This is a genomic window from Mesorhizobium sp. RCC_202 (assembly GCF_041355295.1).
Taxonomy (GTDB): domain Bacteria; phylum Pseudomonadota; class Alphaproteobacteria; order Rhizobiales; family Rhizobiaceae; genus Mesorhizobium.
In genome coordinates this window covers 54572-67230 of record NZ_JBFUPO010000016.1, presented here as the reverse complement: position 1 = coordinate 67230, position 12659 = coordinate 54572, and the positions used below count along the sequence as shown (strand labels likewise).

General features: G+C 63.3%; 13 protein-coding genes, 1 tRNA gene and 1 pseudogene. 5 read left to right on the top strand and 10 right to left on the bottom strand.

Annotated features, from left to right (window positions below; genetic code table 11):
• Positions 1 to 8: 8 nt before the first annotated feature.
• Both AB6802_RS27600 and AB6802_RS27595 read right to left on the bottom strand, forming a co-directional pair.
• A complete protein-coding gene (locus AB6802_RS27600) occupies positions 9 to 596 on the bottom strand; it encodes a nicotinate-nucleotide adenylyltransferase (RefSeq protein WP_371013372.1) in 588 nt (195 codons plus the stop codon).
• Between the two features lie 250 nt (positions 597 to 846).
• Positions 847 to 2127 (bottom strand): glutamate-5-semialdehyde dehydrogenase, encoded by a 1281-nt coding sequence (locus AB6802_RS27595; RefSeq protein ID WP_371013371.1) that lies wholly within the window; start codon positions 2125 to 2127, stop codon positions 847 to 849.
• Between the two features lie 80 nt (positions 2128 to 2207).
• On the opposite strand from AB6802_RS27595, the gene AB6802_RS27590 reads away from it, so the two are divergent.
• Positions 2208 to 2702 (top strand): hypothetical protein, encoded by a 495-nt coding sequence (locus AB6802_RS27590; RefSeq protein ID WP_371013370.1) that lies wholly within the window; start codon positions 2208 to 2210, stop codon positions 2700 to 2702.
• 15 nt (positions 2703 to 2717) lie between these two features.
• On the opposite strand, the gene proB is transcribed toward AB6802_RS27590, so the two are convergent.
• The gene (gene proB / locus AB6802_RS27585) at positions 2718 to 3845 is read right to left on the bottom strand and encodes a glutamate 5-kinase (RefSeq protein WP_371013369.1); all 1128 of its coding nucleotides are present in this window, start codon (positions 3843 to 3845) and stop codon (positions 2718 to 2720) included.
• A gap of 2 nt (positions 3846 to 3847) precedes the next feature.
• Entirely contained in the window at positions 3848 to 4879 is a 1032-nt protein-coding gene (gene obgE / locus AB6802_RS27580; RefSeq protein WP_371013368.1) for a GTPase ObgE, read from the bottom strand.
• Between the two features lie 217 nt (positions 4880 to 5096).
• On the opposite strand from obgE, the gene AB6802_RS27575 reads away from it, so the two are divergent.
• Entirely contained in the window at positions 5097 to 5960 is an 864-nt protein-coding gene (locus tag AB6802_RS27575) for an endonuclease/exonuclease/phosphatase family protein (protein WP_371013367.1), read from the top strand.
• 7 nt (positions 5961 to 5967) lie between these two features.
• Here the strand turns inward: AB6802_RS27575 and AB6802_RS27570 are convergent, their stop codons facing one another.
• From AB6802_RS27570 to rplU, 4 genes are all read right to left on the bottom strand, one after another.
• Positions 5968 to 6519: a GNAT family N-acetyltransferase gene (locus AB6802_RS27570; RefSeq protein ID WP_371013366.1), complete on the bottom strand. Its 552-nt coding sequence runs from the start codon at positions 6517 to 6519 to the stop codon at positions 5968 to 5970.
• 3 nt (positions 6520 to 6522) lie between these two features.
• The gene (locus tag AB6802_RS27565) at positions 6523 to 7110 is read right to left on the bottom strand and encodes a GNAT family N-acetyltransferase (protein ID WP_371013365.1); all 588 of its coding nucleotides are present in this window, start codon (positions 7108 to 7110) and stop codon (positions 6523 to 6525) included.
• A 124-nt stretch (positions 7111 to 7234) separates the two neighbouring features.
• Positions 7235 to 7504 carry a 50S ribosomal protein L27 gene (gene rpmA / locus AB6802_RS27560; protein WP_371013364.1) on the bottom strand — a complete coding sequence of 90 codons (270 nt, stop codon included), beginning with the start codon at positions 7502 to 7504 and terminating at the stop codon, positions 7235 to 7237.
• 102 nt (positions 7505 to 7606) lie between these two features.
• A complete protein-coding gene (gene rplU, locus AB6802_RS27555) occupies positions 7607 to 8317 on the bottom strand; it encodes a 50S ribosomal protein L21 (protein ID WP_371013363.1) in 711 nt (236 codons plus the stop codon).
• 304 nt (positions 8318 to 8621) lie between these two features.
• Here rplU and AB6802_RS27550 point away from each other — a divergent pair.
• Positions 8622 to 8711, top strand: a tRNA-Ser gene (locus AB6802_RS27550).
• A gap of 245 nt (positions 8712 to 8956) precedes the next feature.
• Here the strand turns inward: AB6802_RS27550 and AB6802_RS27545 are convergent.
• Positions 8957 to 9856: a LysR family transcriptional regulator gene (locus AB6802_RS27545; protein ID WP_371013362.1), complete on the bottom strand. Its 900-nt coding sequence runs from the start codon at positions 9854 to 9856 to the stop codon at positions 8957 to 8959.
• A gap of 117 nt (positions 9857 to 9973) precedes the next feature.
• Here AB6802_RS27545 and AB6802_RS27540 point away from each other — a divergent pair, with 117 nt between their 5' ends.
• A complete protein-coding gene (locus AB6802_RS27540; RefSeq protein WP_371013361.1) occupies positions 9974 to 10591 on the top strand; it encodes an FMN-dependent NADH-azoreductase in 618 nt (205 codons plus the stop codon).
• 287 nt (positions 10592 to 10878) lie between these two features.
• On the opposite strand, the gene AB6802_RS27535 is transcribed toward AB6802_RS27540, so the two are convergent.
• Positions 10879 to 11439, bottom strand: coding sequence for a TetR/AcrR family transcriptional regulator (locus AB6802_RS27535; protein WP_371013360.1), 561 nt, complete (start codon positions 11437 to 11439; stop codon positions 10879 to 10881).
• A gap of 84 nt (positions 11440 to 11523) precedes the next feature.
• Here AB6802_RS27535 and AB6802_RS27530 point away from each other — a divergent pair.
• Positions 11524 to 12476 (top strand): annotated as a pseudogene (locus AB6802_RS27530) (aldo/keto reductase); the annotation flags it as partial.
• Positions 12477 to 12659 lie beyond the last annotated feature (183 nt).

The window sequence follows — 12659 nt, the reverse complement described above, 5'->3', positions numbered from 1 at the left end:
GAGTTGTCCTAGCCCTTCGCCGCCTGGCGGATCGCGGAGGACGACAGCGACGAGCGCGGGCCGTGGATGAAGGTCCAGGCCGGCGCCTGCATGCGGGCGAGCCGCGGCGCGTCGACCTCGTCGATGCGGGCATAGTCGAAGGTCTTGGCGACGACCGACGACAGGAAGGAAAGGGTGGCCCCCGGACGGTCGATGACGGCGATCGGGAAGGTCAGCACGATCTCGCGCCAGCGCTGCCAGCGATGGAAATCGCGCAAGCTGTCCGCGCCCATGATCCAGACGAAGTCGACGCCCGGATTGCGCGCCTTGACCAGCGCCAGCGTATCGGCTGTGTAGCGGACGTGCCGTGCCGCCTCGAAAGCGGTGACCTTGATCTTGGGATTCCTGGCGATCTTCTCGGAAAGTTCGATACGCTCGGCGAGCGGGGCGAGTTCGCGCACGCTCTTCAAGGGATTGCCGGGCGTCACCATCCACCACAGCTGATCGAGCGCAAGCCGCCTCAGCGCAATCTCGGCGACCAGCGCATGGCCGGCATGCGGCGGGTTGAACGAGCCGCCGAACAAACCGACCGTCAGGCCCTTGGCGGCATATGGCATGCGAAGGTAACGCGAAGGAACGACCGGCTGAGGGGACGAAAGCATGGTGCTAGGCCCCCCTCTCTGCCCTGCCGGGCATCTCCCCCTCAAGGGGGGAGATTGGCAGCCTCATCGTCAGCGCAACCCTTGCAACATCGATAATTGGCGAAGCCCCAAACAACAGCTGATCTCCCCCCTCGAGGGGGAGATGGCCGGCAGGCCAGAGAGGGGGGCCTGGGCGCAAGCTTTCAGCCCTTCAAGGTAACAAACGTCAAGGCCTCACCTGCCCCGACCCGCGGACGCGGTATTTGAACGACGTCAGCTGCTCGACGCCGACCGGACCGCGCGCATGCATCTTGCCGGTGGCGATGCCGATTTCGGCTCCCATGCCGAACTCGCCGCCATCGGCGAATTGCGTCGAGGCATTGTGCAGCAGGATCGCCGAATCGATCTCGTTGAAGAAGCGTTCGACCGCCTTGGCGTCCTCGGCGATGATCGCCTCGGTGTGATGCGAGGAGAAGGTCTCGATATGCTCGATCGCACCGGCGACACCGTCGACCAGCTTCACCGCGATGATGGCGTCGAGATATTCGGTCACCCAGTCGGCATCGGTCGCCGGACTGGCATCGGAGAAGGCCCGCAGCACCTCTTGATCGGCATGGATTTCGCAACCGGCCGCACGCAGCGCCTCGAGGATCGGCACCAGATGCGTGGCAACGACGGCGCGGTCCACCAGCAGCGTCTCCGCCGCGCCGCACACACCCGTGCGCCGCATCTTCGCGTTGACGGCGATATTGACCGCCATGTCGAGCTTGGCCGAGCGGTCGACATAGAGATGGCAGATGCCTTCGAGATGCGCGAAGACCGGCACCCGTGCCTCGGTCTGCACACGCCCGACCAGGCTTTTGCCGCCGCGCGGAATGATGACATCGAGATTGCCGCCGAGGCCCTTCAGCATTTCGCCGACGGCGGCGCGGTCGGTGGTCGGCACCAGCTGGATGGCATCTTCCGGCAGGCCGGCGGTCTTCAGCCCTTCGACCATGCAGGCATGGATGGCGGCCGACGAATTGAGCGAATCCGAGCCGCCGCGCAGGATCACCGGATTGCCGGCCTTGAGGCAGAGCGCGCCGGCATCCGCCGTGACGTTCGGCCGGCTTTCATAGATGACGCCGATGACGCCGAGCGGCGTTCTCACGCGCTCGATGTTGAGCCCGTTCGGCCGATCCCAGGAAGCGATGATGTCGCCTACCGGATCCTTGAGCGCAGCAATCTCGCGTATGCCGTCGGCCATCGCCTTGATGCGCGAAGGCGTCAGTTTCAGCCGGTCCATGAACGAACCGGACAACCCGGCTTCCTCACCATTCGACACGTCGATGACGTTGGCCTCGAGGATCGCCTGCTCGTTGCGCAGGATGGCGTCGGCCATGGCGACAAGCGCGGCGTTCTTGGCCTTGGTCGAAGCGACGGCCAACGGCCGGGCGGCAGCGCGGGCGTTGCGGCCTATCCTGGCCATCAAACTGGCTACATCTTCGCCTTGGTGTTTGTTCAACATCTGACCGATCCGGGTAAAGCCTGGTGGATTTACACGCGGCCGGCCCTCGCGGCAATGGCTGCAGATTTTGGGGGAGCAGGATGAAGAGCGCCATAATCCTCGTTGCTCTGGGCGTGATGATGGCGCCGACCGGCCTTCGCGCCGCCGATTATTGCGACGACAAGATCGAACCCGACGAGAGCCCGGATGGCATGGCTATGATGATGGTGAGCTCGATGTTGGATCTTGCCGTTGCTGAGCGCTATTGCGGCGCGCCACCGACACCACCTTCCCAGATCGCCGTTGTTGTTGAGGAATTCCATGGTTGCGGGCCGCGTGCCCGGCTCGAGGCGGAAGTCGAAAAAAGGATGAAGGAAGACGACGGTGCGGCAGTAGCGTCGAGCGACGAACTCATCCGCGATATGGTCGCTGGAGAGAACAAGGCTATTTCCCAAGCCGAACTGGATCGACAAGCCAAGGCTGCCATCGGAACCGAGTTAGGAGGTTGCGGCGAGCTTCTGAAAATGCAGCAGGACTTTCAGAAGCGATACCGCAATCCACCCAAATGGCCGCCTAAGCACAAGAAACGTCTATAACGGCGAGACCGCGTCTCAATCGGCGACACTGCCCACCACAAGGTCGTCGCGATGGATCATCGCCGAGCGCGCCTCGTAGCCGAGCACATTCTCGATCTCGGCCGTCTTCAGGCCCGCGATCCTTACGGCATCGGCGGCATCGTAGGCAACCAGCCCGCGCGCGATCTCGCGGCCTTCCGGCGACAGGATTGCCACTGTATCGCCGCGCGAAAAGTTGCCGCTGACCAGTTTCACCCCCGCCGCCAGCAGCGACTTGCCCGACTTCAGCGCCCCGACGGCGCCGGCATCGACGGTGAGACGCCCTGCCGGCTCGAGCTGGCCGGCGATCCAGGTCTTGTACCCCTTCACCGGATTGGCGCTCGGCTTGAAGAAGGTGGCGCGTTCGCCGCGCGCGATGGCCATCAGCGGCGACAGTCTGGTGCCGGAGGTGATGATCATGGCGGTGCCGGCGGCATTGGCGATCTTGCCGGCATCGAGCTTCGTGCGCATGCCGCCGCGCGACAGCTCCGACGCGGCCGCCCCTGCCATCGCTTCGATGTCGGGTGTGATGCGGTCGACTACCGGAATGAATTTTGCGCCCGGATCCTTGGCCGGCGGCGCGGTATAGAGCCCGTCAATGTCGGAGAGCAGGACCAACAAGTCGGCGCCCATCATCGTCGCGACGCGCGCGGCAAGGCGATCATTGTCGCCATAGCGGATTTCGGAGGTCGCCACGGTGTCGTTCTCGTTGATGACCGGCACCGCCTTCATCTTGAGCAGCGTCGAGATCGTCGCGCGCGCGTTGAGGTAGCGGCGGCGCTCCTCGGTGTCGCCCAGCGTGAGCAGGATCTGGCCCGATTTCAGCCCGTCCTTGCCGAGCGCGTCCGACCAGGCGCCGGCGAGCGCGATCTGGCCGACAGCGGCCGCGGCCTGGCTTTCCTCGAGCTTCAGCGCTCGCTTGCCGAGGCCGAGAATAGTGCGGCCGAGCGCGATCGCGCCCGAGGAGACAACGAGCACTTCCGCTCCGCCATTGGCAAGCACCGCGATGTCGCCGGCAAGCGAGGCCAGCCAGTCGCGCTTCAGGCCACTGCTGCGATCGACAAGCAGGGCCGAGCCGATCTTGACCGTGATGCGCCGGTATTTCGTCAGCGATTGCGCCGTCATCGCTATTGGTTCCAGCGGGTCTCGACGGGAGCGGCAAGCTTGTCGCGCGCTTCACCCACCACGGCCATCAGCGCTCGCAGCACCGCCTCGACGCCTTCGCCGGTGACAGCCGACAAAAGCATCGGCGCGCGGCCGGCGGCGCGTTTAAGCGAGGCCGCCTTTTTCTTGCGTTCATCGGCATCGAGGATGTCGATCTGGCTGAGCGCGACGATCTCGACCTTGTCGGTCAGCCCGTTGCCATAGGCATCGAGCTCGGCGCGCACGGTCTTGTAGGCCTTGCCCGGATTTTCCTCCTGCGCCGAGACGAGGTGCAGCAGCACGCGCGTGCGCTCGACATGGCCGAGGAAGCGATCGCCGATGCCGACGCCCTCATGCGCGCCTTCGATCAGGCCGGGAATGTCGGCGATAACGAATTCGCGCGCGTCGATACGGGCAACGCCGAGGCCGGGATGCAGCGTCGTGAACGGATAGTCGGCGATCTTCGGCTTGGCGGCGGTGACCGCTGCCAGGAAGGTAGACTTGCCGGCATTGGGCAGGCCGACCAGCCCGGCGTCCGCAATCAGCTTCAGGCGCAGCCAGATGTTCAGCTCCTCGCCCGGCAGGCCGGGATTGGCGCGGCGCGGCGCCTGGTTGGTCGAGGTCTTGAAATGCTGGTTGCCGAAGCCGCCATTGCCGCCCTTGGCGAGCAGAAAGCGCTGGCCGACCACGGTCAGGTCACAGATCAGCGTCTCATTGTCCTCGGCGAAGATCTGAGTGCCGGCCGGCACTTTCAGCGTCACGTCGGCGCCCTTGGCGCCGGTCATGTTGCGGCCCATGCCGTGGATGCCGGTCTTGGCCTTGAAATGCTGCTGGTAGCGGTAGTCGATCAGCGTGTTCAGCCCGTTGACCGCTTCCGCCCAGACGTCGCCGCCGCGGCCGCCGTCACCGCCATCCGGGCCACCGAACTCGATGAACTTCTCGCGCCGGAACGACACCGAACCGGCGCCGCCGTCGCCGGAGCGAATGTAAACCTTGGCTTGATCGAGGAATTTCATCGTTTCGAGTTTCTGCTATTGCACTTGCGGATTAGGGGGCATGTCGAGATTCAGGTCAGGCCGAACCGAAACCGGTATGCCGGCATTGCCTGAATCTCGACATGCCTTAAACCAAGGCGGGGCCTAGGGCGAGGCCGATTTGCGACTAAAGCGCCGGATGCCCTTTTGCCGGGGAAGCGGTAGCACTGGGGCGGGGCATGGCTGAAGGGGCGCCGGAATGAAGGTCGTTTCCTATAACATTCAGTACGGCATCGGGCTCGACGGCAAATACGACGTCGGCCGCATTGCCGACGCGGTACGCGGCGCCGACGTGATCGCGCTGCAGGAGGTGACGCGCAACAATCCCAGAAACGGCGACCGCGACATGGTGGCCGAGATCGGCGAGGCGCTGCCCGATTATTTTGCCGCCTATGGCAGCAATTTCGAGGTCAACATCGGCGGGCGTGTCGAGAACGGCCGCGCCGTCTCGACCAACTTCCAGCTCGGCAACATGGTGCTGTCGAAGACACCCATCCATCTGTCGCGCAATCTCCTTTTGCCGCGCAGCCGCAGCCTCGAGACGATGAACTTCCAGCGCGGCGCGCTCGAGGCGCTGATCGAGACGCCGCTCGGCTTCATCCGCTTCTACTCCACCCATCTCGACCATCGCAGCCCGGTCGAGCGCCAGAACCAGATCCGCTTCCTGCGCCAGCGCCTGTTGAACTACACGCTGGAAGGCGGCGGGCTGTCCGGCATTCCCGAGATCGGCTTGCCGGACCTGCCCTATCCGGAAGCCTTCATCGTCATGGGCGACTTCAACATGCTGCCGGGGTCGCCCGAATATGTCGAGCTGGCCGGCCGCCCCGACCACGAATTCGGCATGCCCTTGACCGCCGATCTCGCCGTCGACGTCGCCCAGCGCCTCGATATTGCCGGTCTCGTCACCTGGGTCGATCCCGACCGCCCCGCCGATGCCAGCCGCCACAAATGCATCGACTATGTCTTCACCAGCGCCTCGCTGGCCAAATCGCTGCAGCGACTGTGGGCCGACCGGCAGGCGGTCGGCTCCGATCACCTGCCGCTCTGGGCCGAGCTCGGCTGACAAGCATTCATCCCGCAACGTTTTCCCGTTCGACGATCGCCATTGCGATCGCATCGCGATACTCCCCGTCGATGTAGACGGCATCGCGCTGCAGGCCTTCTCTGACAAACCCAACCTTGTCGTAAAGCGCGATGGCGCGGGCATTGTCGGAGTGCACGAAAAGCTCGACGCGGACAAAGCCGTCCCTGCGCGCCTGCGCCACGGTTGCATTGATCAGTTTCAGTCCAAGGCCATGCCCCCTGTAGGCCGGGAGAATGCCCATTCCAAGCGTGCCGCGATGAGCGTGTATGGGCCGATCGTGCCGAGTGATGTCACACCAACCGACAACCTCGTCCCGAACAATCGCCACATATCCTGGATCGCCTCTTCCGAGGCGATCCAGGACAAATGTTCTGGCTTGATCCAGCGGCGGCGCCTCGAGGAAGGACAGGTACTTTCGCTCGCGCGAAACGATATCGAGCGCGTGATGAAAGCTTTCAATATGCCCAATCGCCAACGGCACGATCGCGACCGTTTCAATATCAGTGCTGTCCTCAACCAACGGCTTCACCAGCGCCACGCATCAGAAATGCACCCAGTTTCTGAGGCTGGTCCACGTCTTGCGATCCAGCCTGTAGCGCTCGACCGGCACCTGGCCGGCGACGATCGAGTTCAACATGCCCTGGCCGGCATACTGGAAGCCGCACTTGTGGATGACCCGGCGCGAGGCCGGGTTGATCACCCGGGTCGAGGCATGCAGCACCTGGATCGAGGTCTTCTGGAAGGCGAGATCGACCAGCGCATGCGCGGCCTCCGTCGCGTAGCCGCGCTTCCAGTAGGGCTCGCCGATCCAGTAGCCGAGCTCGAGCCCGCGATCGGTGGTGTTGAGCCCCGCGCAACCGACGAAGGTGCCGGTACCGGCGAGCGTCAGCGCATAGACGATGCCGGCGCGCCGCGAGGCCGCCATGGCCAGGAAGGCGCGGCCCTCGGCTTGGCCATAGGGGTGCGGCATGCGGGCCAGCATCTCGGCGACGTGGCGGTTGTCGGCAAGCGCGACGAGTTGTTCGAGATCGCTGTTGCGCGGCGCACGCATGACCAGACGCTCGGTGGCAAGCACCGGGCAGTCGACCGCGTAACTTTCGTCGTCCGTATCTTCCGCTTCGGCAACCATTTTAGTCCTCCAGGGCAAGAAAATGAAAAAGGAGAGATGGGCGGCCCATCTCTCCTGATCCTTTTCCTGGCCTGGCCAGACACCGGTTCCCGAGATGGGCGCCGGTGTTGTGGTGCGGAACCGGCTACTCCGCTGCTTTGGTAATCGGGTTTACCGACACGTAGGTTCGGCCGTTGGCTTTTTTGTTGAAGGTGACCGCGCCGGTCTCGAGCGCAAAAAGGGTGTGATCCGTGCCCATGCCGACATTGACGCCGGCATGCCAGGTCGTGCCGCGTTGGCGGATGATGATGTTGCCCGGGATCACGGCTTCGCCGCCGAACTTCTTCACGCCCAGACGCTTGGAGTGCGAATCGCGACCGTTGCGCGACGAACCGCCAGCTTTCTTGTGTGCCATCTAACTAACTCCGATGCGCCTCAGGAGGCGCTTGAATGGTCTTATGAACGCGTTCGCGTTCCGTTTCAAGTCCGTACCGGCGACGATCGTCGCCGGTAAAAATTACTTCTTCGCCAGTTCCTTGGCCTGCTCGCGCCAGTCCTTGATCTGGTCGGCGCTGAACGGCATGTGCTCGTCGATCTTGGCGACGTCCTTGTCGGTCAGCTTGGCGAGCTGCGCGAAGGTGACGATGCCCTGCTCGGCGAGGTCCTTGGCCGCGACCGGGCCGATGCCCTTGATCACGGTGAGGTCGTCCGGCTCGCCTTTCGGCGCCTTGAACAGCGGCGCGGACTTGGCTTCGGCAGCAGCGGTTTCGGCCTTGGCCTCTTCCTTCGGAGCGGCCTCGGCCTTGGCTTCCTTCTTGGCCTTGGGCTCCTTCGGCGCGGCCTCGGCCTTCGCCTCGGCGGCGACGTCAGCCTTGGCTTCCGGCTTGGCGGCGGCCTTCTTCGCCGGCTTGGCGCCGCCCAGCAGGATCTCGGAGATCCTGACGGTGGTCAAAAGCTGGCGGTGGCCAATCTTGCGGCGCGAATTCTGGCGGCGGCGCTTCTTGAAAGCGATGACGGTGCGGTTCTTGCCCTGCTCGACGACTTCCGCCGTGACCAGAGCGCCATCGACGAACGGCGCGCCGAAGGTGACATTCTCGCCCTCGCCATGCGCGAGCACATTGCCGATCTCGACGATATCGCCGACCTTGGCTTCGACTTTTTCGATCTTCAAGAGATCGTTGGCGGCGACGCGATACTGCTTGCCGCCCGTTTTGATGACTGCGAACATTTTTTGCCTTTCGCTGTTCGGTCGGCCTTGATGAGCCGCCTGAGGCGGTTCGGCCGTCTTTTTGTCAGTCTGCGGGTTCAAAAAACAAGCGGCGCGGAAGAACCCTCCACGCCGATTGCGCGCTGTCCCTAACCGAAGGTTGCGCCGGAGTCAAGGCAAGCGGCGCTCCAAGGTGCGACCGGCTGGAGCCGCGCCGTCGGTCACCGTGTGAAGAAGCGGGAAATCGCTCGAATAGGGCCTTGTAACTCCAGCGGTCAGCCGTTATCTAGCGCGCTGCGCCGGCAACGGCCGACCATGACCTCGCGGAGAGGTGGCAGAGTGGTCGAATGCACCGCACTCGAAATGCGGCATACTCGCAAGGGTATCGGGGGTTCGAATCCCTCCCTCTCCGCCAAACACCGTCGATTGTCGTGCGCTATCACCGTCGACGACCACGCTCGCACCACGCGACGTTGAGAACCGCCAATTCTACGCCACAGCCCGATATATCTTGAAGGTGAGCGACGACAGAATTCGACCCATTGCGGACGTTGGCGACAGTGCGACCAACACCGAAGAGCCGACCTTGACCGCGTTCATTGCGGCTCTTCCGGTATCTCTCTGGGATTAGGCGATACTGACGACAATTGTTTGACCGGATCAGAGCGACAGCCGGACCTGCAGGTCGTTAAGGAGCCACCGGCCGGCCGGGCCAGGTTCATGGTCCGCCATGCGGGCGGCGTAGATGGTCAGGGCGTCTGCCGGGTCACGGGCATCTTCGGCCAGCTCGAGCCGAACCAGATCGCTGGCTGCGAGATGATCGGCAATCAGATGCTCCGGCATCCGGCACCAGCCAAAGCCGGCCAGCAGGAAATCCAGTCTGCGGCCGAGGTCGACAAAGCGCCACCGCGTGGCGCTGGCCAGGCCGTAATTGTTCGCTTCCCGATCGACCGGATCGGACAGGACGAGCTGGATATGGCGCTCCAGGTCGTCGCGGGTTGCCGGACGACCAAGCGCTGCCAATGGGTGTTCGGCGCTGACCACGGGCGTCAGCGCCACGCGCAGCAGCGGCGAAGCCACGACGTCCTCGGGCACCACCGGCAGCAGCAGGCAGAAGGCCAGTGCAACGTCGCCGCTGCGCAAACGACGCAGCGCCCCGCCCAGGCCCTCGGTCGAGAAGCTGATGGGAAGATGCGGATAGACCTGGTGCAACGCGCGCAGGCTTTCGATGAGCGGGGCGGTGGGCACCAGCGGATCTATGGCCAGTGCAAGCTCGGGCTCGACCCCGCCTCGCGCGCCGGTCGCGACGGCCTCGAAGCGTGCTGCGCTCGAAAGCACCAGCCGGGCCTGATCGACCAGAACCCGGCCCGTTTCAGTCAGGCGGGGGCGATGGGTGCTGCGGTCAAAGAGCTGGACGCCCTGCGCGGCTTCCAATGTCGCCACCGACTGGCTGATTGCCGATTGCGCACGGCGCAATTGCCGCCCGGCCGCCGAAAAGCTCCCGGCATCAGCAATGGTCACGAGGATGCGCAACTGGTCGAGGCTGAGACTGCCGATCATGATCCATCACATTAGCCGATAGAGATGATCGCTTTATTATCGCTCCCCCCGCTAGATAGAAAGCCCTACATCGTCCGCATCTGTTCCGGCTGTTTAGCCCAAAACCTTGAGGACGCCATGCCCAACCTTCTCGTTGTCGAAACCAGCGCGCGCGGCGAGGCTTCAATTTCCCGTCAGCTGACCAAACGCCTTGTCGCCATTTGGCTCGAGGCGCACCCGGATGGCACGGTCGTGCGGCGCGACCTCGCCGTGGATGCGCCGCCGCACGTGACCATGCCGTGGTTATCGGCCTATTTCACGCCCCCGCATGCCCATACCTCGGACATGGCCGGGCAACTGCGCCTCTCGGACGCGCTGGTTGCCGAATTGCTGGCAGCTGACGAGCTTGTCATCGCCACGCCGGTCTACAACTACAATATCCCGGCCAGCCTCAAAGCCTGGATCGATCACATCGTGCGCAAGGGCGTAACGCTTGGCTTCGACGGCAAGGGACTGCTGATCGGCAAGAAAGCCACCGTGACGCTGGCGTCCGGCGGCATCTATGGCGAGGCCTCGCCAATCAACCACCTCAATTTTGCCCCACGATACCTCAAGGCCATTCTCAACGTCCTCGGCATCACCGACGTGAGGATTATTCATGGCGAAGGTGCCAAGGCCGTGGATATGGGTGAAGCAACGATGGATACGTTCATCGACGCCGTTGTTCCGAAACTCAATCGCGCTGCGGCAGCCTGATTGATCGGGAGTATGCAGCCCTCCGATGGAGCCCGTTTGCTTCCACCGAGTTCAGGTGTGCGCAAGATCGCCGCTACCCGTCGTCGCATCTTGCCATCGGACCACTGTTCATGCCGAGAAGCAGAACGTGGTCACGCTCGTCCGATTTGGCAGTCTTGCCTTGCAATAGCTGACCGTCCGCTTCCCGCCCATTGTTGCCATTCGCTCGTGCCTTAATTTTGGAGGGCTATAGCGTAGACGCAGTTCTCCGTTTCATCGTTCGCGGTCCGCCAAACACCGCCGGTCGCCTAGTCTTTGGCGCCCAACCCCCTGAAGATGAGCGCTATTATCCTCGCTGCCTGAGCATCCCTCCCGGGATGGGATGGGATTTGCCAAAGGACTCCGAGAAGCATCAAAACATCGTCGGCATCTGCATCGCGATCAATCGCGCCGGCAGTCTCGCATGCAGCTAGGAGTGAACGCAGCGCCAACACCATTTGCTGATAGGCCTCGCGTTGATCGTCCTCGGAAGTGGCTCCTTGCAGAAGTTTTGCCACCCCGCGTTTCATCGCACTGGAAACGGCCAGTTGGGCACACCACAGACGGAACGCCTCCAGCGGCGGATGCTCCTGAAGAAGCGTGGATGCGAGAGCCGCAAGGGCGTTAATCTCCTTGCGATAAATGGCCAGGGCCAGAGCTTCCCGCGTCGGGAAGTGGCGATAGAGCGTGCCTTGCCCGACTCCGGCTGCCCTGCCGATGGCGCTCAGCGGCGTTTCGGGATCGGCGGTCAGAGCCTCCCGTGCCACCTCGAGGATGCGATCACGGTTGGCGCGGGCGTCTGCTCGCAATCCATCCTCTTCTACAGCCATATCGCCTCTTGACTAAACGGACAATTGTCCGTTATTTGACGCTAAGCGGACACTTGTCCGAATATAGCGGATGTGGAGACAGACATGCAATATGCCAAGCTCGGCCGGACGGGCCTCGATATTTCGCCTATCTCTATTGGCTGCATGGGGTTCGGGGACCCGTCGCGCGGCTACCCTTCCTGGTCACTCGACGAGGAAGCAAGTCGGCGGCTCATTCGCCACGCACTCGAAGCGGGCATCAATTTCTTCGACACCGCCAATTTGTATTCAAAAGGTTCCAGCGAGGAAATTCTCGGGCGGGCACTGAAGGACTTTGCGCACCGCGAAAACGTTGTGATTGCGACCAAACTCAGCGCGCCAATGCGCGACGGACCCAATGGCATCGGGCTATCGCGCAAGGCGATCATGACCGAAGTCGATATGAGCCTCAGGCGCCTGGGCACCGACTATATCGACCTCTACCAAATCCATCGTCGTGACAGGACCACCCCCTGGGAAGAAACGCTCGAGGCCCTGAACGAGGTCGTCAAGGCCGGCAAGGTCCGCTATCTCGGCGCATCGTCCATGAAGGCCTGGGAATTCGGCAAAGCGCTGCACCTGCAGAAATACAACAGCTGGGCCCGCTTCGTGTCGATGCAGGATACCTACAATCTTCTCGACCGCGAGGAAGAGCGCGAGATGCATGCGCTTTGCATCGATGAAGGGGTGCAGACCATTGTCTACAGCCCTCTCAACCGTGGTCGGCTGGCCCGGCCGTGGGGAGCATCACCGCAAGGGCGCAAGCCGAAGCCGTCTACAATCTGGGAGCAGCCACTGCCGACAGCGACAAGCTGATTATCGATGCGGTGGGGGCGATTGCGGAAGAACGGGGCGTTGGCCGGTCAATGATCGCGCTGGCCTGGTTGCGTCGCAATCCTGTTGTGGCAGCTCCGATCGTGGGGGCGCTGAAAGCAGACCATATCGACGACGCGGTGGCCTCCCTGTCGATCAGCCTAACCGACGACGAGGCAGCCAGGCTGGAGGCCCCCTATACGCCGCGGCTCGACCATCAGGGAGTGTCAGACCCGGCCATGCTGCGTCGCGCAGCTGAAGCGGCCACAGGACACAGCATCAGCCATCTCCCAGTCCGTGAATCGTTCCCATTCGCTCGTGCCTGAATTTTGGAGGGTTATAGCGTAGACGTAGGTCTCCGTTTCATCGTTCTCGGCCCGCCATCCTGC

Bases quoted from the DNA above. Each gene is read 5' to 3' on its own strand.
- AB6802_RS27540 (WP_371013361.1), top strand. From the start codon at position 9,974: ATGCCCAACCTTCTCGTTGTCGAAACCAGCGCGCGCGGCGAGGCTTCA.
- rplU (WP_371013363.1), bottom strand. From the start codon at position 8,317: ATGTTCGCAGTCATCAAAACGGGCGGCAAGCAGTATCGCGTCGCCGCC.
- proB (WP_371013369.1), bottom strand. From the start codon at position 3,845: ATGACGGCGCAATCGCTGACGAAATACCGGCGCATCACGGTCAAGATC.
- AB6802_RS27575 (WP_371013367.1), top strand. From the start codon at position 5,097: ATGAAGGTCGTTTCCTATAACATTCAGTACGGCATCGGGCTCGACGGC.
- AB6802_RS27565 (WP_371013365.1), bottom strand. From the start codon at position 7,110: ATGGTTGCCGAAGCGGAAGATACGGACGACGAAAGTTACGCGGTCGAC.
- AB6802_RS27590 (WP_371013370.1), top strand. From the start codon at position 2,208: ATGAAGAGCGCCATAATCCTCGTTGCTCTGGGCGTGATGATGGCGCCG.
- obgE (WP_371013368.1), bottom strand. From the start codon at position 4,879: ATGAAATTCCTCGATCAAGCCAAGGTTTACATTCGCTCCGGCGACGGC.
- AB6802_RS27595 (WP_371013371.1), bottom strand. From the start codon at position 2,127: ATGTTGAACAAACACCAAGGCGAAGATGTAGCCAGTTTGATGGCCAGG.
- AB6802_RS27600 (WP_371013372.1), bottom strand. From the start codon at position 596: ATGCCATATGCCGCCAAGGGCCTGACGGTCGGTTTGTTCGGCGGCTCG.
- rpmA (WP_371013364.1), bottom strand. From the start codon at position 7,504: ATGGCACACAAGAAAGCTGGCGGTTCGTCGCGCAACGGTCGCGATTCG.
- AB6802_RS27545 (WP_371013362.1), bottom strand. From the start codon at position 9,856: ATGATCGGCAGTCTCAGCCTCGACCAGTTGCGCATCCTCGTGACCATT.
- AB6802_RS27535 (WP_371013360.1), bottom strand. From the start codon at position 11,439: ATGGCTGTAGAAGAGGATGGATTGCGAGCAGACGCCCGCGCCAACCGT.